The sequence below is a fragment of the Bradyrhizobium quebecense genome (genome assembly GCF_013373795.3).
Lineage (GTDB): Bacteria > Pseudomonadota > Alphaproteobacteria > Rhizobiales > Xanthobacteraceae > Bradyrhizobium > Bradyrhizobium quebecense.
Genome location: NZ_CP088022.1, coordinates 3,639,940 through 3,664,309, shown reverse-complemented (window position 1 = coordinate 3,664,309; position 24,370 = coordinate 3,639,940). Strand labels below are relative to the sequence as shown.

The following is a 24,370-nucleotide window of genomic DNA, read 5'->3' as shown; positions in this document are numbered from 1 at the left end:
TGCGGAAGTAGTATAACGGACTTGCCGCTTGCACTGAAACGGTTATACTATTTTCGCGAAAATAGTATAACTTGGGTTCCCGGCATGACCTCCGCCCGCCTCGATATCACCTATCAAACGCTATATTCGGAATTGGCCCAGCGTAGCCTCGATGAGAGCTTCACCTCCGAATTTTCCTCGAATGGAAGGTTCGTGGCTGTCGAAGTCAAGGACAAGAAGTACTGGTACTTCGACACACCCAAGCCAGAGGGGGGCGGCCAGGATCGCCGCTACGTCGGTCCAGTGGATGATCCTGAAATCACCAAGCGGGTTGAGGCATTCAAAGATCTGAAGGCCGACCTGAAGGGACGTCGCCGGCTGGTTTCCACGCTGACCCGCGAGGCCTATCTGCCGCGGCCCTTACCCATGGTCGGCCAAGTCGTGGAGCAACTGGCCAAGGCCGGCTTTTTCCGCATGAGGGGGGTGCTCGTGGGAACAGTGGCCTACCAATGTTACTCCGCCGTGCTCGGCCGACGCCTTGATGCGGTCGCCATGCAGACTGGCGATGCCGACTTTGCGCAATTCCATGAAATCTCGGTCGCGATCAAAGATACCATGCCTCCGATCCTGGAGGTACTTCGACATGTCGATCCGACTTTTCGCGAGGTTCCGAGCCAGGCCGACGGCAGGGTCTCCACCCAATTCGTGTCGAGGGACAACTTCAAGGTGGAATTCCTGACGCCGAACCAGTGGTCCGATGATCAAGCAGGCAAGCCAGTTCCGATGCCGGCGCTCGGTGGTGCGGCGGCATTTCCGCTGCGCTTTCTCGATTACCTGATTTACGAGCCCATCCGTGCCGTGCTGCTGCATGGTGCAGGCGTGCCGGTTCTCATTCCATCTCCAGAACGATATGCCATCCACAAGCTGATCGTCGGATCCCGCCGAAAGCAAGACCGCGACGGGACGGCCAAGAGCGCGAAGGATCGACTTCAAGCCAGATCGATCATTGAAGCAATGATCGAGAACCGGCAGCATGCTGATCTTGCCTCCGCCTTCATGGAGGCATGGGATCGTGGTGACCAGTGGAGAGCTGCGATCCGCACCAGCATTGCGACCTATGACGATGACTTCCAGACGTTGCTCCGAACCGAATTTGCGAAGGGTGTATCCGAGTTCGGCTCCGATCCAGCCAATTACGATCTGGTAGACAAGTCCACCGACAAGCCGGCTCCACCGCCAAAATGACTCGTGACAGGCAGGCCAAGTCCTGCCTCGCGTTGCCTGCTCCAACGTCGCCTCGACCAGCAGCAGCACAGGTCCCGCGTCAACATGATCGCCTCTGTCACGCAAGTGCTGCCGATGAAGATGCCGATATCGGCATGTCGATCACGCCGACGTCACCGATCATGCTCGACACTGCGTCTGGCGCAACATGATGGTGGCAGTGATCGGGCTGTCCACGCCTTGCTGGCTTTTGCTTGCTAAACGGCATGTTGATCACTGACCCATCCAGCATTCGCGCTGAATACAATTAGATCCAGCTCAGTCTTGCAGAATCACATCGTGGCCCTTCGTGGCCGCGCCGACTCGCGAATGCTCGCTACGGCGTTGAGCGCTGATCGCCAGGGTTCAGGGGGCGACATGGCAACGAGATGCTATTTGCGCCAAGTGTTCACACGCTGTTGAGGTGTTCGATGACGCTGCGTCGACCTTGATTTTCAATGCCGGCGCCTGACCATACTTGATCAATCTCGCGCTCGCTGATGGCGCGACTTTTTATTTCGATTGAAGGCTCGCCGCATTCGCCGTTTTCATCGCGCCGCTCACGTGGGGTGAGTGAGTGGGGCGAGCGGGATGTTTCCAGCAAAAATCTATGTCGGTCAGATCGCCGTCGTGCTCGGCATCGTCGTGGTGTCGACCTGGGGCGCGACGCAATGGACGGCTGCAGCTCTCGGCTATCAGCAGCGCCTCGGCGAACCTTGGTTTCTGATCGTCGGCTACCCTGTCTATCTGCCTTGGCGGTTGTTCGAATGGTGGTTCGCCTTTGAAGCCTATGCTCCCGAGATCTTCGAGGAGGGTGGAGGAATCGCCGCCGGCGGCGGCATCGCGGGCGCGCTCTTTGCGATCGTCAATTCGGTGTGGCGCGCGCGCCAAAGCCAGATGGTGACGACCTACGGTTCGGCTCGGTGGGCGACCCCAAAGGAAATCAAGGCGGCCGGCCTGTTCGCGTCTAAGGGCGTTTTCTTGGGGCGCCTCGAGAACAACTATCTGCGCCACGACGGACCGGAGCATGTCATGTGCTTTGCGCCCACCCGTTCGGGCAAGGGCGTGGGGTTGGTGTTACCGACACTGCTGTCCTGGACGTCGTCGGCAGTGGTGCACGACATCAAGGGCGAAAACTGGGAATTGACCTCCGGCTGGCGCTCGACGTTCTCGCATTGCCTCCTGTTCAATCCCACGGATTCGCGCAGCGCCCGCTACAATCCGCTGCTTGAGGTGCGCAAGGGGGCGGCCGAAGTCCGCGACGTCCAGAACATCGCCGACATCCTGGTCGACCCCGAAGGCGCGCTCGAACGCCGCACCCATTGGGAAAAGACCAGCCATTCGCTGCTGGTCGGCGTCATTCTCCACGTCCTGTATGCGGAAGAGAAGAAGACGCTCACCCGCGTCACGGAGATCCTGGCCGACCCTGCGCAGTCCTTTGAGAAGACGCTCAGGATCATGCTGGCCACCAATCATCTCGGCACCGAGGCCGAGCCGAAAGTGCATCCGGTCGTCGCCGCGACCGCACGAGAGCTGCTTAACAAGTCCGAAAACGAACGCTCCGGCGTTCTGTCGACTGCCGTGAGCTTTCTCGGCCTCTACCGCGATCCCGTCGTCAGCCGAAACACCGAATACTGTGATTGGCGCATCGCTGACCTCGTGAGCGCGGACAAGCCGGTCACGCTTTATCTCGTTGTTCCGCCGTCGGACATCAGCCGTACAAAGCCGCTGATCAGGCTGATTCTCAACCAGATCGGTCGGCGACTAACCGAGACTTTGAACGTCAATCAAACCGGCCGAATGCAGCGCCAGCTCCTGATGATGCTGGACGAGTTTCCTGCGCTCGGCCGGCTCGACTTCTTCGAAAGTGCGCTCGCATTTATGGCGGGCTACGGCATCCGCGCCTACCTAATCGCGCAGTCGCTCAACCAGATCGCAAAAGCATACGGGGAGAACAACGCGATCCTCGACAATTGCCACGTCCGCATTGCTTTTGCAGCGAATGACGAGCGCACCGCCAAGCGGATTTCGGACGCGCTGGGGACCGCGACAGAACTGCGTGCGCAGCGCAACTATGCCGGCCATCGGCTGGCTCCCTGGCTCGGTCATGTCATGGTCAGCCGTCAGGAGACCGCACGTCCTTTGTTGACGCCGGGCGAGGTGATGCAGCTGCCGCCCGAGCAGGCCATCGTGCTGGTTTCTGGACTTGCACCGGTCCGAGCAATGAAGCTTCGGCACTACGAGGACGCAAACTTCGTCAGCCGCTTGCGCAAGTCGCCGTCCTTGACGGGCGAGGTGTATGCCGACCGGCCGGCAGCACGCCCTGACAATTGGAGCGGCCAGGTGCGCTCCACCGACCTTCGCCTTGCGACCCTGCGGTATCGCGAGCTCATGCAGGCGGGCGGCGAGGAGGGCGGTCTCAAGCAGCAATTGCCGTTGTTCGATGAGGCCGCACCGACCGGAAACGACGCTCGTGCCATCGAGGAGCGATTGCTTGACGACGAGTCTGACGTCGCCGCCGACCGCAGCCAGATGCAGCAGGCAGCAAATGCCTCGAGCGCCGTACGCAGAGCCCACGCCGTCACCCGCAACGATGACGATCTTCTCCCCTCATTCTGAAGAGCATTCCCGATGAAACCGAAACTGTCGGCCTATGTCAGCGATAGCGTGGCGCAACGGCTCGAACTCGCAGCCAAGCGTCCCGGAGCCAACAAGTCGGCCATTGTCGATGCTGCGCTGGATCGCTTCCTCAACCCTGAGCGGGACACGAGCGGCGATGCAGCGCTGATCCGACGGCTGGACCGGATGAGCCGGCAACTGGAACGAGCCGACCGCGACGTGAGCGTCCTGGCGGAGACCATCGCACTTTTCATCCGCTATTACCTGACCATCACCCCGCCGCTGCCTTCGCAGGATCAGGATGCAGCGCGTGCGCTGGGACGCGAGCGGTTCGAGATGTTTGTCGCCCAGGTCGGCAAGCGCGTCGCCTCCGGTGGCCGGCTTGTCGCCGACGTCATGGATCGCGTCAGCGCCTCCAAGCCTGATCTCTTCATGCGGAACCTCGAGGAGGGTGCTCCTCTGGGCGCGGCCCAATCTGGCGATACTGGATCCCGCGCGCAGAGCGCGACGGGTGAGCCGCCGGAGCATTCTCCGGCAGGGCGAGAGGAGGTTGGCAATGTCTGATCTCCTCTCGCCAGAAACTCGCGAACGACGCCGGGGCATGCTGCGGACCGCGATGGGACCTGCAATCGCGCTGGCTCTCGAGGAGCCCGATGTCGTCGAGGTCATGGTCAATCCCGACGGGAGGCTTTGGCTTGATCGCCACGGGACGGGCCGCGCTGATACCGGCGTTGTTCTGACGCCGCAGGAGTCGGAGCGGATCATCCGGCTTGTTGCCAGCCATGTGCGGGCGGAAGCGAGCGGTTCGTCTCCAATCATCTCAGCGGAGTTGCCCGAAACGGGCGAACGCTTCGAAGGCGTCTTGCCACCCGTCTCGCTTGCGCCTTGCTTTGCGATACGCAAGCCCGCGACGACCACGTTCCGCCTAACCGACTACGTCAAGGCGCAGATCGCCTCGCCTCTGATGGCGAAAGTGCTCACGGCCGCAGTGACCGACGCGCGCAGCATTCTGATCGCCGGCGGCACTGGCTCGGGCAAGACGACGCTTGCCAACGCTCTCCTTGCGGAGATTGCCGGTCTCGAAGAGCGGGTGGTCATCATCGAGGACACCCGCGAGCTGCGCTGCGATGCGAAGGATGCCGTGACGCTCCGGACCAAGCCGGGCGTGGCGAGCCTCGCCGATCTTGTGCGGTCCACACTGCGCTTACGGCCCGACCGCATCATCGTCGGTGAGGTCAGAGGCGCCGAGGCCCTGGACATGCTGAAGGCCTGGAATACGGGTCATCCCGGCGGAATTGCCACGGTCCATGCCAACTCGGCTCGAGCTGCGCTCTACCGGATCGAACAACTCATCCAGGAAGCGGTCGCGACCGTGCCGCGCCGGCTCATTGCCGAGGCGATCGACCTGGTCGTCTTCATCAAGGGACGGGGCCCCGCGCGGCGCATCGAGGCCGTCGCCGAGCTCAAAGGCCTCGATCCGTCAGGCGACTATCTGCTCGAAACCCCGCCTGGACTTCCAAACACCGCCCACCGCCCTTGACCTGAAGGAGACTGCTATATGTCAATTCGACTGCTTCTTAACGTGCGTTCGCGCCTGCGTGGCATCTGCTCGATCCGCGGGCTTCCCTTGATGGAGCTCGGCGCGGTCTCGGTCTGCATGCTTCTCAGCGCCTCGGCGGCGCACGCTGCCGGTTCGGGCATGCCATGGGAAGCCCCGCTCGAGCGCGTCCTGGAATCCGTCCAGGGACCGGTCGCCAAGATCGTCGCCGTCATCATCATCACTGTGACCGGCATCTCGCTGGCCTTTGGCGACACCTCCGGTGGCTTCCGCAAGATGGTCCAGGTCGTGTTCGGCCTGTCCATCGCCTTTGCTGCGAGCTCCTTCTTTCTTTCGTTCTTCTCGTTCGGTGGCGGAGCACTGATCTGATGCGCGCGGAAGGTTTTGAACTCGTGCTCCACCGCTCGTTGACCGAGCCCATCCTGATCGGCGGCGCCCCGCGTGCCGCCGCCATCCTGATCGGGACACTCTCCGCCGTGCTGGCACTCGGTCTGCGTCTTTGGCTCGCAGGCCTCGTGCTCTGGGTCGTCGGCCACAGCGCGGCCGTTTGGCTCGCCAAGCGCGACCCGGCCTTCGTCGAAGTCGCCATCCGTCACACCAAGCACAAAGGGCGTCTCGCACGCTGAATCTGAGAGAATTCCGCGGCCATGCCTATCGGCTAGCGGATTGGCTGCCATGGGCATGCTTGGTCGCTCCAGGCGTCATCCTGAACAAGGATGGCAGCTTCCAACGGACGATACGCTACCGCGGGCCGGACCTCGACAGTGCGACCGAGGCCGAGCTGATGAGCGTCACGTCCCGCGTCAACAATGTCTTGAAGCGTTTTGGCTCAGGCTGGGCTCTGTTCTTTGATGCCACGCGCATTCCGACTGGCGAATATCCCCGCTCGGAATTCCCTGATGCGGTGTCCTGGCTGGTGGATGAAGAGCGGCGGGCTGCGTTCTCAGGCGCCGCTGGGGTGGCATGGGAGGATCCGTCACGCCCCGGCGGGCAGCATTTTGAAAGTGTGTTGCATCTGACCTTGATGTACCTGCCGCCTGCCGAGACAGTCTCGCGCCTCGAAGGTCTGTTTCTCGAGCGCCCTAAGGAGAGGCATGGTGTTGAGCGGAAGAGGAAGCGCATTCGTCGCGGCCAACCAGTCGAAAGTCCTGCGCAGGGCATCCAGGACGACGAGATTGACGACCAGCAGCGATTCGACAGCAACGAAAAAGGCTATCGCGATCAGCTTCAGAGATTCGTTCAGGAAACCGACCGGGCGATCGATCTGCTCTCGTCGGTCTTGCCCGAGATCTGGCCTCTGAACGATGCGGAGACGCTCACCTATCTTCATAGCTGCGTCTCGACCAAGCGCCATCCGGTCAACGTTCCCAAGATTCCGGCCTATCTCGATTGCTTCTTGAGCGATGAGCCGTTGACCGGGGGATTGTCTCCGGCGATCGGGCGGAGCCATCTGCGCGCACTGACCGTCCTTGGGTTTCCACACGTCACCTTTCCCGGCCTGCTCGACGAATTGAACCGGCTTGGCGTTGCCTACCGGTGGGCAACCCGGTTCATTCCGCTCGATCGCACACAGGCCAACGCGACGCTGTCGCGTTACCGGCGACAATGGTTTGCCAAGCGCAAATCGCTTGCCGCGATCCTTAAAGAGGTCATGTTTAACGAGCAGGCGGCGCTGCTCGACACCGACGCCAGCAACAAAGCTCTCGACGCCGACGCGGCGCTTTCCGAGCTTGGCGACGATCTGGTTGCCTTCGGTTATATCACCACGACCGTCACTGTCAGTGACGAGGACTCGCATCAGGCGGACGAGAAGATCCGCGCGGTCGAGCGGGTGATCAATAGCCGTGGGTTTACGGCCATCCGCGAGAGCGTCAATGCGGTTGAGGCCTGGCTCGGCGGCCTGCCGGGCCAAGCCTATGCCAATATCCGCCAGCCAATCGTTCATACGTTGAACCTCGCCCACATGTGCCCGTTGTCGGCAGTGTGGGCTGGACCTGAGCGGTGCGAGCATCTTGATGGACCGCCGCTTCTGATCGCCAAGACCAAAGGTGCGACCCCGTTCAGGCTGTCGCTCCACGCCGGCGACGTCGGGCATACGATCGTTGTCGGCCCCACAGGGGCGGGCAAGTCGGTCCTGCTGTCGATGCTCGCACTTCAATTTCGTCGCTATCCGAACGCGCAGCTGATCACGTTTGACAAGGGCCGATCGGCACGGGCCACAACGCTCGCGTTGTCGGGGGCTTGGTATGAACTGGGCGCCAAGGGCGGCATCGCCTTTCAGCCGCTCAAGGATGTCGCGGAAGAGGGAGCTCGGCTCTGGGCGCTCGACTGGCTCTGCGGCGTGCTCGCCCATGAGCACGTGACCGTAACGCCCGAAGTCAAGGAGACGCTCTGGTCGGCGCTCAGGAGCCTCGGGTCTGCGCCCGTCTCGCAGCGGACGATGACCGGCCTTGTGGCGCTACTTGCCCGCGATGCGCTGCGGCAGGCGCTGCAGCCTTACACGCTGGAAGGGCCTTACGGTCGCTTTCTTGACGCAGACTCGGACCGTCTTTCTGGCGCGGACGTGCTGACCTTCGAGATGGAGGAATTGATGGCGTTGCCTGGCTTGGTGGCACCGGTCCTGACCTATCTGTTCCACACCCTTGAAGAGCGCTTTGATGGCCGTCCCACGCTGCTGGTGCTGGATGAGGCCTGGGTGTTTCTGGACGACCCGCTGTTCGCAAGCCGGATTCGCGAATGGCTGAAGACGCTGCGCAAGAAGAACGTGGCCGTCATTTTCGCGACCCAGTCGCTCGCTGATATCGCCGACAGCCAGATTGCGCCTGCGATCATCGAATCCTGTCCAAGTCGAATATTCTTGCCAAACCCTCGTGCGCTGGAGCCGACGCAGACCGAGACCTATCGCCGGTTTGGCTTGAACGACACGCAGGTGCGCCTGATCGCGGAAGCATTCCCCAAGCGCGACTACTATCTGCAGTCCCGAGCGGGAAATCGCCTGTTCGAGCTAGAGCAGATTCTGATCAGACACGGTCATAACCGGCTGCGGCGAAGAAGTTCAGGCACTCTTGGGCGGTGAAGGCGGTCAGGGCGGTGGCAATAGCGTTGTCCAAAGCCTCGATTGATCTGGCGGCGGCCTTTCGAAGTGCGGCTTTGAGCTTGGCGAAGGCCATTTCGATCGGATTGAGGTCGGGCGAATAAGGCGGCAAATAGAGGAGCTGGGCGCCCACGGCATCGATTGCGATGCCGACCTCGGCGCGCTTGTGTGCTGCGAGATTGTCCATCACCACGATGTCGCCGGGCCTGAGTGTCGGCACGAGGACTTGCGTCACGTAAGCCTCGAACGCCAGACCATCCATGGGACCGTCAAGGACCATCGGCGCAGTCATGCCGGTCGCTCTGAGCGCGCCGACGAAGGTCGTCGTCTTCCAATGACCATGCGGGAGCGCTGCGACACAGCGCTGGCCGTACGGCGAGCGGCCATAGCGCCGCGCCATCTTGGTCGAGGCTCCCGTCTCGTCGATAAACACCAACCGATGGATGCCGATCTCAGGCTGAGATGCCTTCCACGCCGCGCGTTCAGCGGCCACGTCCGGCCGATCCTGCTCGCTGGCGTGCGATGTTTTTTTTGAACGTGATGTTGCGGCGATCGAAGAATCGCCAGACCACGCTCGGCACGAAACGCTCGCCGTGGACTTTGAGGAGATGGTCAGCGATCTCGGCCAGCGTCATGTCAGGCGTAGCCTTGACCAGGGAGAGGATCTCCGCAGCATGACCCTCGATCCGAGCTGAACGTCTGTCTCCGCCCTGCGCTCCCGCCTCACAAGCGCCGGTGCTGCGCCATTCGTTGACCAGTTCGATCGCTGTCGATGGCGCTACGCCGAACCGGCCGGCGGCGCCCCGACAGCTCATGCCTTCCTCTTCCACAGCCCGAATAATGCGAAGGCGAAGGTCCGGCGAGAGCGGCTTAGCCATGGGGGCTGGCCTCCATCACCAGCCCTCAGGGTGAATCACGATTTGCCTCACAAGGGAATCCCTTCCGATTCCGCCAGGTCAGAAAATGCTCTAGGCCTTGGACCGGTCGCGCTCGCGCTCGTCGGAGCCTCCTCATCAGACGATCAGCGCGCCATTGACGCCGTCCTCGCCCGCACCGGGCCTCACCATTTCGCTGAGCGCTACCTCGCCGAACGTGGTCTGAGCTGGGCCGCCAATCTCATCAGCACCTTTGAACAGGCCCATAAGGCCTGACCTCAACCTCAATCCCTGGAGTTTTCCATGCTCGAAAGTACCGGTCGCATGTTCATGGGCACAACCTCAAGAGTTATCGTGACAACGATACTATCATTCGTCATCGCCGTGAATGGGTCGCGACGGCTGGGAGCGTTCGACATCGTGTTCGACCCTTCGAACTACAGTCAGAACCTCCTGACCGCTGCGAGAACGCTGGAGCAGATCAACAATCAGATCAGGAGCTTGCAAAACCAAGCGCAATCGCTGCTCAATCAGTCCAAGAACCTTACGAGCCTGCCCACCAGCGTGGTCGGTCAGCTTACATCGACGATCAATCAGATGAACACTCTGGTTGGTCAAGCGAAGAACATTTCGTTCGATGTTCAGAAGACCCAGCAGAATTTTGAGCGGTTTTATCCTCGCCAGTACGCGTCGGTGGTCTCGTCGGACAAGATGGTCCAGGACGCGATCTCGCGTTGGGACAATAGCTACGATGGGCTGAAGCAGTCGCTCACCATTCAGTCAGCCATCGTCAGTTCTCTGGGCCAGGATGGCCAAACACTTCGCACGCTGATGGCAAATTCGTCAACGGCAGTCGGCTCGCTGCAGGCCCAGCAATCCGGCAACGAACTGCTCGGCCTACAGATCAAGCAGTCGTTGCAGACCCAGGCACTTCTGGCGACCCAAGCACGCGCGGAGACGTTGCGTGCGGCCGAACAGCAGGCCTCGTCGGCCGCGGCGAAGGAGCGATTTAACCGCTTCATCGGCGATGGCCATGCCTACACCGGCGGCAAGTAGGTGAAGGCGCCATGGCTGATCTCTCCGTCATTGACCGCTTTACCGAGACATTCTCGCGCTACATAGACTCCGGCTTCGGTCTATTGTCGGGCGATGTCTCATTTCTGAGTTCAACGTTGATCGGCATCGACCTGACGCTTGCCGGACTTGCTTGGAGCATGCGTGCCGACGACCACATCCTGGTGACGCTCGCCAAGAAAGTTCTCTATGTCGGCGCCTTCGCGTTCATCATCGGCAACTTCAAGAGCCTCGCCGATATTGTCTTTGCCTCGTTCTCCAGCATCGGATTGAAGGCATCGGGTGGAAGCTTAAGTGCTGCCGACCTGGCGCGGCCGGGCTTTGTCGCCTCGGCTGGGTTTACGGCCGCTCATCCACTTCTGGAGGAGACCGGACAGTTCTCGGGTTTTGATGTCCTGACCAACCTGCCGACGATCCTGATCCTGCTGTTCTGCTGGATCCTGATCGTGCTCGCCTTCTTCGTCCTCTCGGTGCAGCTCTTCGTCACGCTGATCGAGTTCAAGCTGACGACGCTTGCAAGCTTCATCCTCGTGCCGTTCGCCTTGTGGGGAAAGACCGCGTTCCTCGCAGAAAAGACCCTGGGCAACGTGGTCGCGTCGGGGGTGAAGGTGATGGTCCTCGCGATCATCATCGACATCGGTTCGACCATCTTCGGTCAGCTCGCAAGCACGTTGACGCGTCCCGTCGATATCGTGTCGGCCATGAGCCTGTTGCTTGCGGCCCTCTCGCTGTTTGGCCTTGGCATCTTCGGTCCTGGAATCGCGGCTGGACTGGTCTCGGGCGCACCCCAGCTCGGCGCCGGCGCAGCCGCGGGAACGGTGGCGGGTGCGGCGGCGGTCGCGATCGGCGGCGGAGCGGCGGCCGCGGGCGGGCTGCGCCTCGCGGCAGGCGGTTCAATTACTGCGGTTCGCTCCGCAGCATCGCTCACCGGTGCGTCCTCGTTGGCAGGCACGTCGGCCCGGGCCGCAACCGTGGATCAGCTCTCGAGCGCGAGCACTGGCGGCGCAACGACCGGAGCGGCGGCCTCAGGCGTGGGTCGTGCGACAGGCTCGTCAGGACGCGGCCATGCGAGGGAAGCGGCTCAGGTCGCTGCTCACACCCTGAAGGAGGGGGACAAAGGCGGGCATTCGTCAGGTCCGAAGCTGGGGGAGGAGTAGGATATGGCTGGTCACCCCTTTCAGCGCGGGTCCGTTCGCTATGGCGAGACGCCTGAGCCGGTCACGCCCTATCAGAAGGCGGCCCAGGTCTGGGACGAGCGGCTAGGGTCCGCCCGTGTTCAGGCCAGCAACTGGCGGCTGGCAGCGCTGGCGGCCATCGGCCTGTCAGGCGTTCTCGGATTGACGATCTTTACCCAGATCGGTCGCTCGGGTGTCGTTCCTTACGTAGTCGAGGTCGATCGGCTCGGTGAAGTTCGAGCAGTCGGGCCGGCGCTTGAGGCCTACCAACCGTCAGACGCACAGATCGCGCATTTCCTTGCGCGGTTCATTGAGAACGTCCGCTCGCTGTCCATCGATCCGGTCATCGTCCGGGCGAACTGGCTGCACGCCTATGACTTCGTCACCGACCGCGGTGCACAAGCCCTAAACGACTATGCGCGCGAAGCCGATCCGTTCACAAAGATCGGCTCTAAGACCGTGACCGCCGAAGTCACGTCCGTGGTGCGCGCCTCCGGCGACAGCTTCGAGATCCGCTGGAAAGAAGACGCCTACGAGAACGGCGCGATCGCAAAGACAGAGCGCTTCACCGGTCTTGTCACCACGGTTCTCAAGCCGCCTACGGATGCCGAAACCCTGCGGAAGAACCCTCTCGGCCTCTACGTCCATTCCCTCAACTGGTCGCGCGACCTCATCGGAGACGCCAAATGAATTCCAAAGCCCTCACCAAGCTCGGGTCGGCCAGCGTACTTGCCTTGTCGGTTGGGCTTGCGGGATGCGCCACCAAGCTCAATCTCGAAGCGCCCTATGATGAGATGACATTTGAGAAGGCGCTGCCAGAGAGCGATCCGCCAGCGCCGGTGCAAGTCGTCGAAACGCCCAAGGTCCTGCCGTTGCCGGGCCAGTTGAAGCCATTTCCGACAAAGGGAGGCAAGGAAGAAAAGCTGCCGCCGGAGCAGGCGATCGCGAAGGCGAACAAGGCGGCAAGGATGGAGCCGACGCGCGCCGGTTATATCAACGCCATCCAGGTCTACCCCTGGACGGAAGGTGCGCTCTACCGGCTCTATGCAAGCCCAGAGAAGGTCTCGACCATCGCGCTTCAGCCGGGCGAGGAACTGATCGACGTCTCCACAGGCGATACGGTTCGCTGGGTGGTCGGCGATACCTCAAGCGGGCAGGGGAGCGGCCGCCGGGTGCATATCCTGGTCAAGCCGACGCTTCCGGACATTCAGACTAACCTCGTGGTGCTGACGGACCGGCGGGCCTATCACCTCGAGCTCGTCTCGACCAAGCAGACCTACATGGCGTCCATCTCATGGACGTATCCGACCGATACGCTCGTCGCTCTTCATAAGCAGAATGCCGCCGTACAGCAGAACGAAGAGCGGATCGCCGATCGCGGGGTGCGGCTCGACAGTCTTAATTTCCGCTATCGCATCGAGGGCGACGATCCGCCTTGGCGGCCGGTGCGCGCCTTCGACGACGGCCGCAAGGTCTATATCCAGATGCCGTCCGGCCTGTCGCAAGGCGAAGCGCCGCCTTTGTTCGTCGCCGGCGCCGATGGCCGGCCGAACCTCGTCAACTACCGGGTCCGCGGTTCCTACTACATCGTCGATCGGATGTTCGGTGCTGCCGAGCTTCGGCTTGGCGAAGATCCGCAGCGCATCGTCCGGATCATCCGTATCGACGCTCGGCCGGTCTCGCAGATCTTCAGCGCCGGGAGCGCATCATGACGAGCTTGGATCCGGGTCCCGAGCCGCTGGAGCTGCGGGCGCGGCCGCGACCCGTTCGGCGCCTCAACAAGCGCGCCCTTATGATCGGCTGCGCGGTCGCGGCGCTGTTCGTGGGCGGAGCGATACTTATTGCGCTCAAGCCGAGCTCCTTCAAGCAGTCTGAGCGAACGGAGCTGTACAATACCGACCGCAAGCAGACGGCCGAAGGCCTGAGCAAGCTGCCAAAGTCCTATGAAGACCTGCCGCCAGCGACGCCGCGGCTTGGACCGCCGTCGCCAGGGGACATTGGCAGGGCCTTTGCCGAAAATGAGAAGAAGGCTGGCGTCGCTCCGGACGCTGGCTTCCGAACCAATCCGGAGGAAGACGCCGAACGGGCTGAGCGGATCCGCCAGACGCGGGTCGCTCAACAGGCAAAGGAGTCGGGCTTGTTCGTCCGCCTGTCGGAGAAGCAGGACAAGCGCAAGCAGGCGAGTACGACGGAGGCCCCAACTGCCGCTCCATCCGAATTCCGGCCTTCAACGCCCGATACAGGCCCATCAGCTGCGGAGCTCGCAAAGACGGCGCAGGCGATGATCGACCGCTCCAGCGAAATCATTCCCTCGTCGCAGGCGCGAAAGCTGGCCTTTGTGGACGCGAAAGCCGACACGGAAACCACCAATCAACACGCGCTCAAGCCGGCGCCGTCGACCTATGCCCTGATGGCGGGGTCGATCATCCCGGCGAGTCTCGTCACGGGGCTGAATTCGGACTTGCCAGGCACCACCATCGGCCAAGTCACCGAGAACGTCTATGACACGGTGACGGGCGAGCACCTCCTGATCCCGCAAGGGACTCGGATTATAGGAAAATACGACAGTGTCGTCGCTTTTGGCCAGAAGCGGGCGTTGGTCGTCTGGAGCCGGCTTATCCTGCCGAACGGCAATTCGATCGTGATCGAGAACCTCCCGGCCACCGACGTTGCGGGCTACGCCGGCCTCGAGGACGAGGTGGACTTCCATACCTGGCAGTTACTCAAAGGTGTCGCTCTGGCGACCCTGATCGGGGTGGGGACACAGCTATCGATCGGTAACGACGAGAGCGATCTCGTGAAGGCGTTGCGGGAGAGCACGCAGCAAACGACCAATCGTGCCGGCCAGCGCCTGGTGGAACGCGAGCTCGACGTGCAGCCGACGATCACGGTGCGGCCGGGTTGGCCGCTGCGGGTGATTGTTTCGAAGGATCTGGTGCTGAAGCCGTACCAGGACGTTCAGGCAATGGCGAAGGGCAGGTAAGGGATGAAGCTTGCGAAGCTGCCTGATCGGACGCCGGTGAAAGTGAACGTTGTGTTTACGCCAGGCCTGGCGCAGAGACTGCGCGAGTATGCTGCGTTCTATGCAGAGACCTACGGCAACAAGGAGGAAGTGGCTGAGCTGATACCGTTCATGCTCGAGGCATTTATTGACGGCGATGTTGCTTTTAGGAGAGCAAAGCAGAGATCAAGCAATCGCGACCAAATGTTTACGGATGGGGATGACTCTACTTCGAGCTAGTGTCCCCTTTCCGATGATTGAAATGATCGCTCGACGGGATGTCACGAATCGACCTAGCGAAACACCTGAAGGCACTCGGCGACTAGGTGCAGCGAACGTCCGAGTCGATCGTGCAACTGCTCCAGTTCATGCTTCGTGGCGCCTTCAAGCCGAAGGCTATCTCGGGCAAGCGCACGCCTCACTAGAGCATCGATCGGCTCAGACGTAAGAACCTGGACCGGAGACTTGGTCCTCACGAATTCGAACGAGGATTCGACTTGGCCGCTCGGAGTTACGACAGCGGATGTGATCACGCTGCCCATGACAACAGCTTCCACTAGCTCAGTGGGCAGATTAATCGAGCATATGACAGCTCCAGTTTCTCTACACCTGTAGCCGGCTAGATAGCCTATCGCTCCCAAGCTTCCGGGAGAATGGCCGCAGGATTCCAGGAACGGCTCTAAGATGATTGCCTCGTAGTTACCCATGACGGTAGCTCCAAATTCTTCGGTCTCCCTCTTTATGTAACTTAAAAGCGGTCGCCTTAAAGGCGTCAATACGCAGGATGTGTGTTGGTGAAGCTGACACACAAAGGACCGCTGCGAGACGTTTTGGCAAAGAACATGCGACGCCTGCGGGCCGCGCGTGGGCTTAGCCAGGAGGCGCTTGCCTATGAATGCGGCATTAACCGAACCTATCTCAGCGGAGTCGAGCGTTCAGAGCGGAACGTGTCCATCGATAATATCGCCCGAATTGCGGTAGGGCTTGGAGTTGAGCCATGGCGGCTTCTGAAGGACGATTGAGGCACACACCTTGCCGTCTTGGTGTTCGGTTCAGCTAGAGCGAGTGGCCTTATTCAGTTGGACCACGTTGGATCACGTTTCCCCTACGGAAGACGGCCGATCCCGAAGACGGCCACGTGCAAGATCCAAAGTTTGTCGAATATATGGACCAACCTTTTGACCGGTGCGGGTTGGTGCACTGGAAGATAAAGCAGCGAGGCTGATTGAGCGATCGGATCGACTGAAAGCGCACTTGTCCGTAAGCTAAGGCCTTTGTTTTCATCTACTGAGCATCCAGAAAGGACTACAACTGCGGTAGATATCGATCGATGATAATGTGCGTGAGCTGTTCACCTCGGCTGGTCAACAGCGTAAGGTCTTTTGCGGAGACGGGCGCGAAATCTGTTGGATAGTCGCGAACTTTGTCGCGCGTTACAAGGTCGGGGGGATGGCACGGAAGCTGGTGATCCTGTTGGCCGAGGTAGACCATCCCGAAGCCGTCCAAGTCGCCTGCTTCTACATGACGATGTAGTCTGGAGTAGACGTGGTCTTGCGATTTGCGGTGCACCGCTTCGAAGGCCTTTGCGACGCGGCTGATCCACCAGAAGGGATGATCGCCACCGTTGAGCTGGCCTGGTCCGGCGTTGAGACTGATAATATGCGTCACCGGGTATGTGTCGGTGATATCGCCGTCTCTTCCGGGCTCCAGGACGGACACTCCCAGATTGTCGAACACGCCGCCGTCGGTCAAGACGACTGTCTGGGTTCGAGTGCTGCCGCCTTTGCTGAACTGGAAAGTTTCGATAAGCGGCGGCAGGATGATGGGGAAGGCGGCCGATGCCGCCACGGCCTTCGCAACGGTTGGGGCCGGTCCAACGATTTTCCCGTAACGCCAACCTCCCGACCGTTGCGAGCCAAAACGGAATGCGGTTCCGGTCTTCAGGTCACAGGCGTTTATGACCACTTGCAAATCCGGACGCGTGACATCACAGACAGTCTTCGATCGAAAGAGGCTGGTCAGGGCCTGCTCGAACGCTGTCGTGAGGCTAGCCCAAACCAGCAGCGACTGTCGAAACACCGCAAGCGCGCGCTCGATGCGTCGTGTCGGGAGTCCGGTGAGGAGTCGACAGGCAGCGAGGATTGACGAAAGGGACCAAAGGACAGCTGTGGGCAGTCCACTTAAGATCAGTGTGAGAAGGATCTTCACCCATTGTGTGCTGGTCAGCAGCTCTTTCAAGATCATCCGCTGGATGCCATTCCGGAGCAGCTCGACGAGTTTTCGGTCGAACGAAACGAAGTCATCCGAGCTGTAGGCGTAACATGCGCCGATGACGCTGCCTCCCGAAACGGTGGACAGGACCTTCACCTTTTCCAACAGGCCTCTGTCATGGAGCGCCCGCAAACAGCCGAGATGGAACGCCATCGCCCGTGCGCCGCCGCCGGACATGGCGAGTCCGATAAACGGCTGCTTCGGCAGCGGACTACTGTTGGTAATCGGCTCGCTCAAAGACCGTCCCCGTAATGAGGGGGCGTGATGAATCAGCCCCAATAATGATCATCAAGAAACGCTTGGCCTGGAATTCCTTGCTCGTCAGGAGATTCGCCATCGCGCCGTAGTCGGTGTTGCTGGGCAGCGGAATTCCTCCAGGGTGCGTGTGCCACATACCGACAAAGGCAACGGATTTCCTCGTCCTCCTGGTCTTTTCGGTGTTCATTTCAGAAACGCCCGCGGTGCCGCAGACGAATGCCGTCGGAGATTGAAGGCTATCAGGCGGTGGCCCGCTGATCTCATCGACCCAAAGGATTTTCAGGAACTCATCCGCGTGACCAAACAGGATGCCACCTGTCTCGACGCGTCGGCCGTTAACCCGCTCTGACCTGCGCATCCATGCCCGCATTCCTGCAAGAGCGGCCTGCGTCACACGGATCTGGTAACCGTTCCGGCCATCGACGAGAACAATATCGGTGGGCCACTCGAACTCGAACTCGTTGAGGGCACCTGTGCGCTGTCCGGTCAGATCAAACGAGCGGGCGCGCGCAGCAACAAGCGAGGGACTTGCCAACCATCTGCTCGCGACGTTCGTCATCAATGCCGAAAGCGCCATCACGTCGGCAGCGGAGCCCCGGAATGTCGGGCTGGAACAGCCGGGCTCGGGCTGAAACAGGCGCGTCCTGTCCGGGCTTACCGGCCAGAACTCGTCGAGGACGTGCTTTCCCTTTTCAAGATTCGACAGCGCTATCTTGGCGCGACGGTCGAGGTCCAGCGTTATTCCAGGAACCCCTTGCACAGCCATCGTCATCAAACCCTGATCCGCCTTGTGCCCCAGGGCCATTGAGACGATAGGCGGATGGGCCTTTGGCCAGGTCCTGAACTGCTTCTCCAGCGAAGTCGCGACCATTGTCGAAGCGGTTGCGTTGATGATCACGTCAGCGGCCAGGATGTCCGCGCGGCGCTCCGGGACTTCAAGCAATCTCACGATATCTGCGGGCGACGAGAGCGCTTCGACCCCATAATTGGTATATCGGATGTTCTGGGCGGTTGCCTTCGCCTTGTTGGCGCCAATCTGATACCGGTCGAAGAGCTGCCTGACCAGAACACCCGGCTTGACCACGTCCTTGTCGTAGAGCTGCAGCTTGGCCACGCCCGCGCGGGCGAGCAGCATGGCGACCGCGCTGCCGATAGCTCCACAACCGAGGAGGACGACATGGCGGCCCGCCCACCAGGCTGAAGCACTCTCGGCGTCTCGTCTGGTGACGATTTCCGGTCGATCCTCAAGGATGCTGCACCATTCGATTGTGGCCTTCGCAGCCCATTCATAGAATTCGGTGACGTCACTGGGATCGTCGCTGGTAGAAGCCCTGATTGCTTCGCGCATTTCATCGACGCGCTGCGCATCAATGCGCCAAGCAGCCAAGTGCTGAAGACGTGGGCCCCCGGCAATCCCGCGCATCGCGGCGCCCAGTATGAAGATGAGCGGCTGACCGCTTTCACCTCTGAGCACGCCTAACTGGATCATCAGCCGAATGACCTTGATGGGGAGATCTCGGGCCTTCAACTCTTCGAGAAGTTCCGAGACTGACTTGGGATACTCGTGCGGCATCCCGGTCGGAAGGAGCACAGCGGCGGCCAGGCGACCATCGGGGATGGTACCCTGGCTTTCAATCCATTCGCCGAGTTCTATACGGTTCTCGTTCTCGCGTATGATCTTCGCGTATCCTGCCCAGAATGGCGGTTCGACGACCGGCGTATTCTGCGTTGGGACAATTTTCAGGCTGCTGACCGCGTAGGTGACGGGCGGGTGCAGCGGCATTCCTGCCGGATCGAGTTCATCTGCGGCAGCGGCTCGAAGCCAGTCGTCGATGCGCTGCATGTAGCCGAAGAGGCCGTCTTCCGGCTGCCATTCGCTGTCGGTCGCTTGATAAAGGCAGATGTAGCTGCCCCATTGTACGTGCGAGAAGTCGCCGTAGCGCTTGTGCGCGAAGTCAAGCCGCGGCACCTCTAGAGGGAAATTAGCCGGAATCTTGAGAAGCAGTCGCTCCCGTGTCCTGAAAGGAATCCCGCCTGGCTTACGCGGGTATCCGGAGCAGTCCACCGAAAGAGAAACGACTACGGCTTCGCCATCTTCGGTCGGCTCGACGGTGTCTATGACCTCGAGCGAACCGGAGGAAGCTTGGACGATTTCGGCAAGTTGTGCGAGCGCCCAGGCCTGCCCGTCGGATTTCATTCGTGGCCGAAACCAACTTTGGCGGTTGGAGGTGCCGCACGTCCGCGGGCCGCCTCGACTGCGGCGGCCAACGTCTTGCGCGCGCTATCGGAGACCTCGTAGTCGTCACCGTCGAGGAAGACGCCGTCTTCGTTGACGCTGAAGATGATCGGCCGGAGGTTCTCGGGCGTGCTGTATTCGCCGGTGCAGAGGAACGCCGTGTTGACGATTTCCTCATAACGGTTCCTCGCCTTGACGTGGGGCGGATTGTCGCCAGACGAATTCGATGCCGGGAATTCCGGCGAGCTCGCGACGATATAACCGATATCGAGCTGCGGCGCCTGCAGCTCGTCGAGGGCGTCTTGCTGAAGAACATTGTCTTCATACATGACCTTCTTCGAGCAGTGATGCGGGGCAAGAAGCACGTTCCAGTTTAGCATGGCGTCATTGTTGTGAGCGTGCGTCTGCTCGAAGATCTGCATCAGGGTCGGGTAGGAGACATCGCCGAGGAAGAGTCCGTACATCGGATGATCTTGGTTGCCGATGATCACCCGCATGGCCACGCTGGTCTCGTTGCGAGCGTCAGCTTCACCCTCCTTGAAAGGCCCGTGGATGAAGGCATGAAAGCGGTCGCTGACGTCTGCACCGTCGAGAATGGTGATCTCCGCACCCGGGCGGGTGCGGAACTCCTCGGGAAGGTTATGATAGCGTTCGCCGGGTTGAAACAGCGAGCTGTAGCCGATAACCCGAACGCGATTGCCGGCGCCGGGATCACCTCCGGCCTTGATGGTCTTCGTTGCCCGGCGACGCGCCTCCTCGCGAAACACCTCGGCATCCTTGCACAGGACCTTTTCGTCCTCGTACTCCCGGAAGATATGCGGGCTGTGCCAGAGCTCGCCGATCACAACTCGCTTGAGAAGATCCTCGAAGCCGCGGCAATGATCCTGGTCAGGATGTGTCAGGACAAAGCAGGACAGGTAGGGCTTGCCATCGCGCTGCGGCAGCTTGGCCACGAGTTCATCAACCAGCGGAATGTGCTCGTTATCGTCCTCCTCAGCCATCACTTTGTCGTTCAGATCAATCTGCATGAGTTCAGTTTCGCCGACGACGATGGTCGTGCTATCGCCGCAGCCGACAGGCCAGAAAATAAAAGACGGTCCCTTTACATCTGCGAACATCGCGCCTCCTCGGCCGGTCAGGCCTTACACCATGCCTTTAAGTAAAACGGCCGCGCAAAAGGGCATTTCCTGAATGACCATGCTGCAAGCTAGCCGGAAATAGTATGTTGATTCGGGTCTGCAAGCCAAGCGAGTGGAGCCGGAAGCGCCAGAATCTAGGGTTGAACTTGAAGATTCGGTGGGTTTCCAGCTTCGGGCCCTCGATCGCCAGCGGTGGCCTGACGGCGGTGCATGTTCCGACGGTCAACTGATCGAGACGCCTTTACCCGAGGTCGGTTGTTACGGATGCCCGCCACCGAATGCGCAAGCGACTACATCGCTAATGATGGCCCGCTTTCTAGCCAATGTCGGTCTGTTGCGGCTTACGTTATCGAGTTGAAATTGCAACGGCAGGGGCGGTCTCGGGAATATCGATCGCGAGATAGCCGCCGTCGCCGTAGGACGACGTAAAGGCATAGGCTCCGACGTTGGGTCTACGCCACCATGCGGTGAACGGGGTGTCATAGTTGAAGAACAGTTTCACTATGTCGGGTGAGCCGGCGATGATCCGGGCGATGGCCTCGCGATCAGGATGCTTGTACTGAGCTCCATTTGTAGAGATCGCCCAGCAACTGCATTGGGCCGCTGCCACCAATTCGTTCGAGATATTGCCGCGGCTTCCGTGGTGCGAGGCCTTTACCAAGGCGAACCCCTCGTGTTCGGGATGCATTTCCTTGTAGAGCGCGAGCGATGCCAGCAGCCGGCCAACGTGAGCATCGCCGGTCAGCAAGATCGTACGCTTCTTGTAGGCGGCGACCACCGCAATACTCGAGCCGTTGGGCTTCGCCTTGTCGCTTTTGAATGGCCGACTAGCGAGGAAGGCGACGTCGATTGGCTCGGTCTCGCCGTACTCTTCCCAGCCCGGCGGAGCCTCTCGCAGAGTGTCCTCCCACGGCTTAGCGAGATCGGCCAATTGCTGCTGATCGGGCGACAAGACGGTCAGGGTCAGGCCGCCCGGAAGTTCGACAACAGGCAGCTCCTCTTGCCGCACTGCGACCGGCGCTGGCCTGAAATCGAGATTATTGGCGATCTGGTGCTCGGCGATGAGTGCGGCTAGACGTTCTCCGTCGAGCGCGCCGTACGTCTCGAAGCCCGGTTCCGGCGGAGCGTAATCAAGGTCGCCGCGGTCATTAAACCAGATCTGCTTGACGAGGGGCCGGAAGCGCTCCGACCTCAGGAGGGCTACCGCGCCTTCGATATGGTCGCGATCGATATGGGTCACGATGAATAGCTCGAACATGTCCTTCGCGCCCCCATGTTCTTCGACGTATGCAAGCACCGCCTCGGAGGTCGACTCGCGTCCGGCGTCTATGAGCAGGCGATAAGGGCTATCGGCTTCACCCCAGCTGAGGATCAGACAGTCCCCCTCCCGCGCGGGTAGCATTTCTAGCCTGAACATCAGCTTTGCGTCAGGGTCAAATATTGGAGTTGCGGCAGACTAGATTGTTGCGTTTGGCTTTGCTCCAACCGCCCCAATGCTCCTTGAGCCCCCGGTTCCACGAGATTGCCGGCTGGAGCATCGAGTTCGGGTTTCGTTTCCTCGACATCGCGAGTCAGCGGTTTGGCGATAGAGAAGGATGTGAAGGCCTGGCTCAGATCCATGGATCTGGCCACGCCTCGCACCTTGCGTAGGAGTTCGGTGCAAGTCGGGCAGCCGATCGATGTCTGCTCCAGACCCTCGATCAACCAGACAACACCGGTCGTAAAGAAGGGAAGACCTCGCATGACCGAATCGTAAAGAAGCTCATGAGCTTCGTAGAGATGCTCTTCGACATTCTGGGACAATAGCCACTTCGCCCGAAGAATCGGCCCATCGGGGAGCCGTGGGAATCGGCGCGCAAGATTGTCCAGCCACTCCGGCCAATCATTCGCGTGATCACCTTCTTGCAGCGACGAAAGGAGGACGTACCCGCCGATCGCTGCGGCAAGCGGGTTCTCGAATTTCTCGAATAGGGCGTCTTGGGCACTTTTCAAAATTTCGTAGGCGAGGTCGACGCGCCCCCTGTTCAGATAGGCAACGAGCCCCGCCCATCGCTCGTCTCTTAGGACCGGGTCGCAACGCAGCTGTCGGTCATCCTCGAACGCCAGCATCTCAAATGGTGTGGAGTAGTAGCTGTCACCCCACGGCAGGGGGAGGGCAAACAATTGGGTGCCGGCCTTGCCGGCGATGGCAGCGTAGGTGCGTCGCGCGCCGATCTCGGTAGTGTGGAAGTCGAAACTCGCAGAAGCCTGCCGCGTGAACATGATCCGGAGCGGCGTTCCATTGTACCCGCCCTCGGTCGTCACGCTTAGCCCGTCATCGCTCCCTGCAAGTTGAATGTCTAGTGCGTGCTCGGGGCCGCGGCGATACCGTTCCTCAAGGTAATGGAACCAGCCGGTCCAGCTCGATGGGTCAAATCCGTCAAAGTCGCTCGACCCGGCAATGCTGCCGATCGTCACGCTGAACGATGTGGTGGGGTAAGAGGGACCTCGCAGCAGTTCGCCAGATTGCTGGTGTGCCGACGCGAGCGTTGCGCCGGAAAAATGCGCCCAGCTGCGCCATTCGTTCGGTGAAGCCTCGCCCCGAAGGATAACCGGCATGCCGGCGTCGCCATATTCTTCAGCCTCTGGCCCGACCAAGAGCTCCTTGAGCAGCGGCTCTCCTGATGGCAGTACCGCCTCGACATCATACGCGCCGAAGGCGAGAGAAACGCGAACGCCGTCATATTCGTAAGATGACACGGGCGCGATCGTGGTCACCAACTTGCGAGAGCGGTCGGAGCGGCGAGTGTGCTTGTTAGCATCGTCGATGACGGGACGAAAGCGGACCGGCACCCCAAAGCGAACCTGATCACCATCGATGTACTTGTCGACACGAACCAATATGGCGGCTTTCTGCACCATTATTCAAGCCTCGCCTTCTTGAAGGTGGGGGCGGACCGTTGCTGAGCGTGCGCAAGGTTGGTGGCGCCGTTCTTGAGAGTAAACGTGTAGCCGCCATAGGGGAGGCTAAGCTCAATTTCGTACTCGTCGTTGCCGCAGGGGCGGGCCATCGCTCGGCCGCCTACTTCGTAGTGGAGCTCCCCGGGGCCGCACGCCTGGCCGCTACGATCGAGATAAATCGGCGATATAGGGTCCGCCGCCAAATAATGAAAGTCAAAAGCGCGCGTCTGGCCGCCCTGCGGCTGTTGTGGCTCCGGAAAATGCTGCTGGGTAAGGCGGAGCGAAACGTGCGACATGGCTTCGAGGAGCGAGTAATTATTGATGCGCCAATCCCCGTTATCATCACGTGCGCCCATGCCGCGTACAGACTTCATAAAGGCGTCAGTGAAGACGCTCGCGCCGTCGCTGCGGCCACGGGCTGGCTTGTCATCGCCGGTCGAGAAGATCAGCGGCGCATTGCGATTGGTGGAGAAGTCCTTGCGCGGTGTTGACTTAGCATGGACCGGCGAGCGTCCGATCGCAGCACCCGGCGGAAGGAGATCTCCATGTGGTCGCCGGCATGCGTCGATGAAGAAGATCTGCTCGGCTGCCGCGCAATTCTCCATGCCGGCCACGAACTTGCCGAGGTCGAGTGCATTGTCCCAGGCATCTTGCTTACGGAAGTCGAAGTCGGACATTAGCAACGACGTCAGTACGCCGTATCCAAAGCCATGACCACAAAACAGGAATACTAGCCGGTTCGCTTCATCGCTGTTGCCACGGCTATACCAAGCCTGGGCTGCACGTGCGAAAACGTCGTAGTTCGACATTGGTGGAAGCCAACTACCGGACCTCGTGTCGAACGGCACATCCGTTGGCTCGGCGGATAATATTGCTAGCCCGTCTTAT

General features: G+C 60.7%; 23 protein-coding genes. 14 read left to right on the top strand and 9 right to left on the bottom strand.

From position 1 onward, the window contains the following. The first annotated feature begins 84 nt into the window (after window positions 1–84). Window positions 85–1,224, top strand: a complete 1,140-nt coding sequence (locus tag HU230_RS17755; protein ID WP_176530542.1) for a nucleotidyltransferase family protein — start codon at window positions 85–87, stop codon at window positions 1,222–1,224. 427 nt (window positions 1,225–1,651) lie between these two features. On the opposite strand, the gene HU230_RS17750 is transcribed toward HU230_RS17755, so the two are convergent. After that, window positions 1,652–1,846 (bottom strand): hypothetical protein, encoded by a 195-nt coding sequence (locus HU230_RS17750; RefSeq protein WP_176530543.1) that lies wholly within the window; start codon window positions 1,844–1,846, stop codon window positions 1,652–1,654. Between HU230_RS17750 and HU230_RS17745 the strand changes: the two genes are divergently transcribed. The 6 genes from HU230_RS17745 (at window position 1,834) to trbE (ending at window position 8,495) form a co-directional block, all read left to right on the top strand. Further along, window positions 1,834–3,861 carry a conjugal transfer protein TraG gene (locus HU230_RS17745; RefSeq protein ID WP_176530544.1) on the top strand — a complete coding sequence of 676 codons (2,028 nt, stop codon included), beginning with the start codon at window positions 1,834–1,836 and terminating at the stop codon, window positions 3,859–3,861. The genes HU230_RS17750 and HU230_RS17745 overlap by 13 nt on opposite strands. Window positions 3,862–3,909: 48 nt before the next feature. Further along, the gene (locus HU230_RS17740) at window positions 3,910–4,425 is read left to right on the top strand and encodes a CopG family transcriptional regulator (RefSeq protein WP_234633876.1); all 516 of its coding nucleotides are present in this window, start codon (window positions 3,910–3,912) and stop codon (window positions 4,423–4,425) included. A gap of 37 nt (window positions 4,426–4,462) precedes the next feature. Next, complete coding sequence (gene trbB / locus HU230_RS17735) at window positions 4,463–5,401, top strand: P-type conjugative transfer ATPase TrbB (protein WP_215907627.1); 939 nt, start codon at window positions 4,463–4,465, stop codon at window positions 5,399–5,401. Between the two features lie 90 nt (window positions 5,402–5,491). After that, window positions 5,492–5,788 carry a TrbC/VirB2 family type IV secretion system protein gene (locus HU230_RS17730; protein WP_176534979.1) on the top strand — a complete coding sequence of 99 codons (297 nt, stop codon included), beginning with the start codon at window positions 5,492–5,494 and terminating at the stop codon, window positions 5,786–5,788. Further along, window positions 5,788–6,045 (top strand): VirB3 family type IV secretion system protein, encoded by a 258-nt coding sequence (locus HU230_RS17725; RefSeq protein WP_176530546.1) that lies wholly within the window; start codon window positions 5,788–5,790, stop codon window positions 6,043–6,045. The genes HU230_RS17730 and HU230_RS17725 overlap by 1 nt, the downstream gene beginning before the upstream one ends. 158 nt (window positions 6,046–6,203) lie before the next feature. Beyond that, the gene (gene trbE / locus HU230_RS17720) at window positions 6,204–8,495 is read left to right on the top strand and encodes a conjugal transfer protein TrbE (protein ID WP_420840886.1); all 2,292 of its coding nucleotides are present in this window, start codon (window positions 6,204–6,206) and stop codon (window positions 8,493–8,495) included. Here trbE and HU230_RS17715 read toward each other — a convergent pair. Both HU230_RS17715 and HU230_RS43650 read right to left on the bottom strand, forming a co-directional pair. Beyond that, window positions 8,440–9,391, bottom strand: a protein-coding gene (locus tag HU230_RS17715) for an IS630 family transposase (protein ID WP_176528729.1) whose coding sequence is annotated in 2 segments (ribosomal slippage) — window positions 8,440–9,052 and window positions 9,051–9,391 — 954 coding nt in all. Because the reading frame shifts where the segments join, the coding sequence is not laid out codon by codon here. The genes trbE and HU230_RS17715 overlap by 56 nt on opposite strands. Window positions 9,392–9,526: 135 nt before the next feature. After that, window positions 9,527–9,655 carry a hypothetical protein gene (locus tag HU230_RS43650; protein ID WP_275949090.1) on the bottom strand — a complete coding sequence of 43 codons (129 nt, stop codon included), beginning with the start codon at window positions 9,653–9,655 and terminating at the stop codon, window positions 9,527–9,529. Window positions 9,656–9,691: 36 nt separating this feature from the next. Here HU230_RS43650 and trbJ point away from each other — a divergent pair, with 36 nt between their 5' ends. From trbJ to HU230_RS17680, 7 genes are all read left to right on the top strand, one after another. Next, window positions 9,692–10,444, top strand: a complete 753-nt coding sequence (gene trbJ, locus HU230_RS17710; RefSeq protein WP_176530547.1) for a P-type conjugative transfer protein TrbJ — start codon at window positions 9,692–9,694, stop codon at window positions 10,442–10,444. An 11-nt stretch (window positions 10,445–10,455) separates the two neighbouring features. Continuing rightward, window positions 10,456–11,619 (top strand): P-type conjugative transfer protein TrbL, encoded by a 1,164-nt coding sequence (gene trbL, locus HU230_RS17705; protein ID WP_176530548.1) that lies wholly within the window; start codon window positions 10,456–10,458, stop codon window positions 11,617–11,619. A 3-nt stretch (window positions 11,620–11,622) separates the two neighbouring features. Further along, window positions 11,623–12,327: a conjugal transfer protein TrbF gene (trbF, locus tag HU230_RS17700; RefSeq protein ID WP_176530549.1), complete on the top strand. Its 705-nt coding sequence runs from the start codon at window positions 11,623–11,625 to the stop codon at window positions 12,325–12,327. Continuing rightward, window positions 12,324–13,349, top strand: coding sequence for a P-type conjugative transfer protein TrbG (trbG, locus tag HU230_RS17695; protein ID WP_176530550.1), 1,026 nt, complete (start codon window positions 12,324–12,326; stop codon window positions 13,347–13,349). Before trbF ends, trbG begins: the two co-directional genes overlap by 4 nt. After that, the gene (locus HU230_RS17690) at window positions 13,346–14,620 is read left to right on the top strand and encodes a TraB/TrbI/VirB10 family type IV secretion system protein (protein ID WP_224943343.1); all 1,275 of its coding nucleotides are present in this window, start codon (window positions 13,346–13,348) and stop codon (window positions 14,618–14,620) included. The genes trbG and HU230_RS17690 overlap by 4 nt, the downstream gene beginning before the upstream one ends. Before the next feature lie 3 nt (window positions 14,621–14,623). Continuing rightward, a complete protein-coding gene (locus HU230_RS17685; RefSeq protein WP_176530551.1) occupies window positions 14,624–14,878 on the top strand; it encodes a DUF2274 domain-containing protein in 255 nt (84 codons plus the stop codon). A 602-nt stretch (window positions 14,879–15,480) separates the two neighbouring features. Next, complete coding sequence (locus HU230_RS17680) at window positions 15,481–15,660, top strand: helix-turn-helix domain-containing protein (protein WP_210284462.1); 180 nt, start codon at window positions 15,481–15,483, stop codon at window positions 15,658–15,660. A 283-nt stretch (window positions 15,661–15,943) separates the two neighbouring features. On the opposite strand, the gene HU230_RS17675 is transcribed toward HU230_RS17680, so the two are convergent. From HU230_RS17675 to HU230_RS17650, 6 genes are all read right to left on the bottom strand, one after another. Next, on the bottom strand, window positions 15,944–17,146 hold the full coding sequence (locus HU230_RS17675) for a patatin-like phospholipase family protein (protein ID WP_176530553.1): 1,203 nt from the start codon (window positions 17,144–17,146) through the stop codon (window positions 15,944–15,946). Continuing rightward, window positions 17,121–19,364 carry a ThiF family adenylyltransferase gene (locus tag HU230_RS17670; RefSeq protein ID WP_176530554.1) on the bottom strand — a complete coding sequence of 748 codons (2,244 nt, stop codon included), beginning with the start codon at window positions 19,362–19,364 and terminating at the stop codon, window positions 17,121–17,123. Before HU230_RS17670 ends, HU230_RS17675 begins: the two co-directional genes overlap by 26 nt. Continuing rightward, window positions 19,361–20,521 (bottom strand): ComEC/Rec2 family competence protein, encoded by a 1,161-nt coding sequence (locus HU230_RS17665; RefSeq protein WP_176530555.1) that lies wholly within the window; start codon window positions 20,519–20,521, stop codon window positions 19,361–19,363. The genes HU230_RS17670 and HU230_RS17665 overlap by 4 nt, the downstream gene beginning before the upstream one ends. A 367-nt stretch (window positions 20,522–20,888) precedes the next feature. After that, window positions 20,889–21,959, bottom strand: coding sequence for a ComEC/Rec2 family competence protein (locus tag HU230_RS17660; RefSeq protein WP_176530556.1), 1,071 nt, complete (start codon window positions 21,957–21,959; stop codon window positions 20,889–20,891). Further along, window positions 21,959–23,443 (bottom strand): hypothetical protein, encoded by a 1,485-nt coding sequence (locus HU230_RS17655; protein WP_176530557.1) that lies wholly within the window; start codon window positions 23,441–23,443, stop codon window positions 21,959–21,961. The genes HU230_RS17660 and HU230_RS17655 overlap by 1 nt, the downstream gene beginning before the upstream one ends. Next, complete coding sequence (locus HU230_RS17650) at window positions 23,443–24,291, bottom strand: caspase family protein (RefSeq protein ID WP_176530558.1); 849 nt, start codon at window positions 24,289–24,291, stop codon at window positions 23,443–23,445. The genes HU230_RS17655 and HU230_RS17650 overlap by 1 nt, the downstream gene beginning before the upstream one ends. Window positions 24,292–24,370 lie beyond the last annotated feature (79 nt).

Bases quoted from the DNA above. Each gene is read 5' to 3' on its own strand.
- HU230_RS17660 (WP_176530556.1), bottom strand. From the start codon at position 21,959: ATGTTCAGGCTAGAAATGCTACCCGCGCGGGAGGGGGACTGTCTGATC.
- HU230_RS17730 (WP_176534979.1), top strand. From the start codon at position 5,492: ATGGAGCTCGGCGCGGTCTCGGTCTGCATGCTTCTCAGCGCCTCGGCG.
- trbL (WP_176530548.1), top strand. From the start codon at position 10,456: ATGGCTGATCTCTCCGTCATTGACCGCTTTACCGAGACATTCTCGCGC.
- HU230_RS17650 (WP_176530558.1), bottom strand. From the start codon at position 24,291: ATGTCGAACTACGACGTTTTCGCACGTGCAGCCCAGGCTTGGTATAGC.
- HU230_RS17670 (WP_176530554.1), bottom strand. From the start codon at position 19,364: ATGAAATCCGACGGGCAGGCCTGGGCGCTCGCACAACTTGCCGAAATC.
- HU230_RS17755 (WP_176530542.1), top strand. From the start codon at position 85: ATGACCTCCGCCCGCCTCGATATCACCTATCAAACGCTATATTCGGAA.
- HU230_RS17690 (WP_224943343.1), top strand. From the start codon at position 13,346: ATGACGAGCTTGGATCCGGGTCCCGAGCCGCTGGAGCTGCGGGCGCGG.
- HU230_RS43650 (WP_275949090.1), bottom strand. From the start codon at position 9,655: ATGGGCCTGTTCAAAGGTGCTGATGAGATTGGCGGCCCAGCTCAGACC.
- HU230_RS17685 (WP_176530551.1), top strand. From the start codon at position 14,624: ATGAAGCTTGCGAAGCTGCCTGATCGGACGCCGGTGAAAGTGAACGTT.
- trbE (WP_420840886.1), top strand. From the start codon at position 6,204: ATGAGCGTCACGTCCCGCGTCAACAATGTCTTGAAGCGTTTTGGCTCA.
- trbB (WP_215907627.1), top strand. From the start codon at position 4,463: ATGCTGCGGACCGCGATGGGACCTGCAATCGCGCTGGCTCTCGAGGAG.
- trbF (WP_176530549.1), top strand. From the start codon at position 11,623: ATGGCTGGTCACCCCTTTCAGCGCGGGTCCGTTCGCTATGGCGAGACG.
- HU230_RS17680 (WP_210284462.1), top strand. From the start codon at position 15,481: ATGCGACGCCTGCGGGCCGCGCGTGGGCTTAGCCAGGAGGCGCTTGCC.
- HU230_RS17745 (WP_176530544.1), top strand. From the start codon at position 1,834: ATGTTTCCAGCAAAAATCTATGTCGGTCAGATCGCCGTCGTGCTCGGC.
- trbJ (WP_176530547.1), top strand. From the start codon at position 9,692: ATGCTCGAAAGTACCGGTCGCATGTTCATGGGCACAACCTCAAGAGTT.
- trbG (WP_176530550.1), top strand. From the start codon at position 12,324: ATGAATTCCAAAGCCCTCACCAAGCTCGGGTCGGCCAGCGTACTTGCC.
- HU230_RS17665 (WP_176530555.1), bottom strand. From the start codon at position 20,521: ATGTTCGCAGATGTAAAGGGACCGTCTTTTATTTTCTGGCCTGTCGGC.
- HU230_RS17655 (WP_176530557.1), bottom strand. From the start codon at position 23,443: ATGGTGCAGAAAGCCGCCATATTGGTTCGTGTCGACAAGTACATCGAT.
- HU230_RS17725 (WP_176530546.1), top strand. From the start codon at position 5,788: ATGCGCGCGGAAGGTTTTGAACTCGTGCTCCACCGCTCGTTGACCGAG.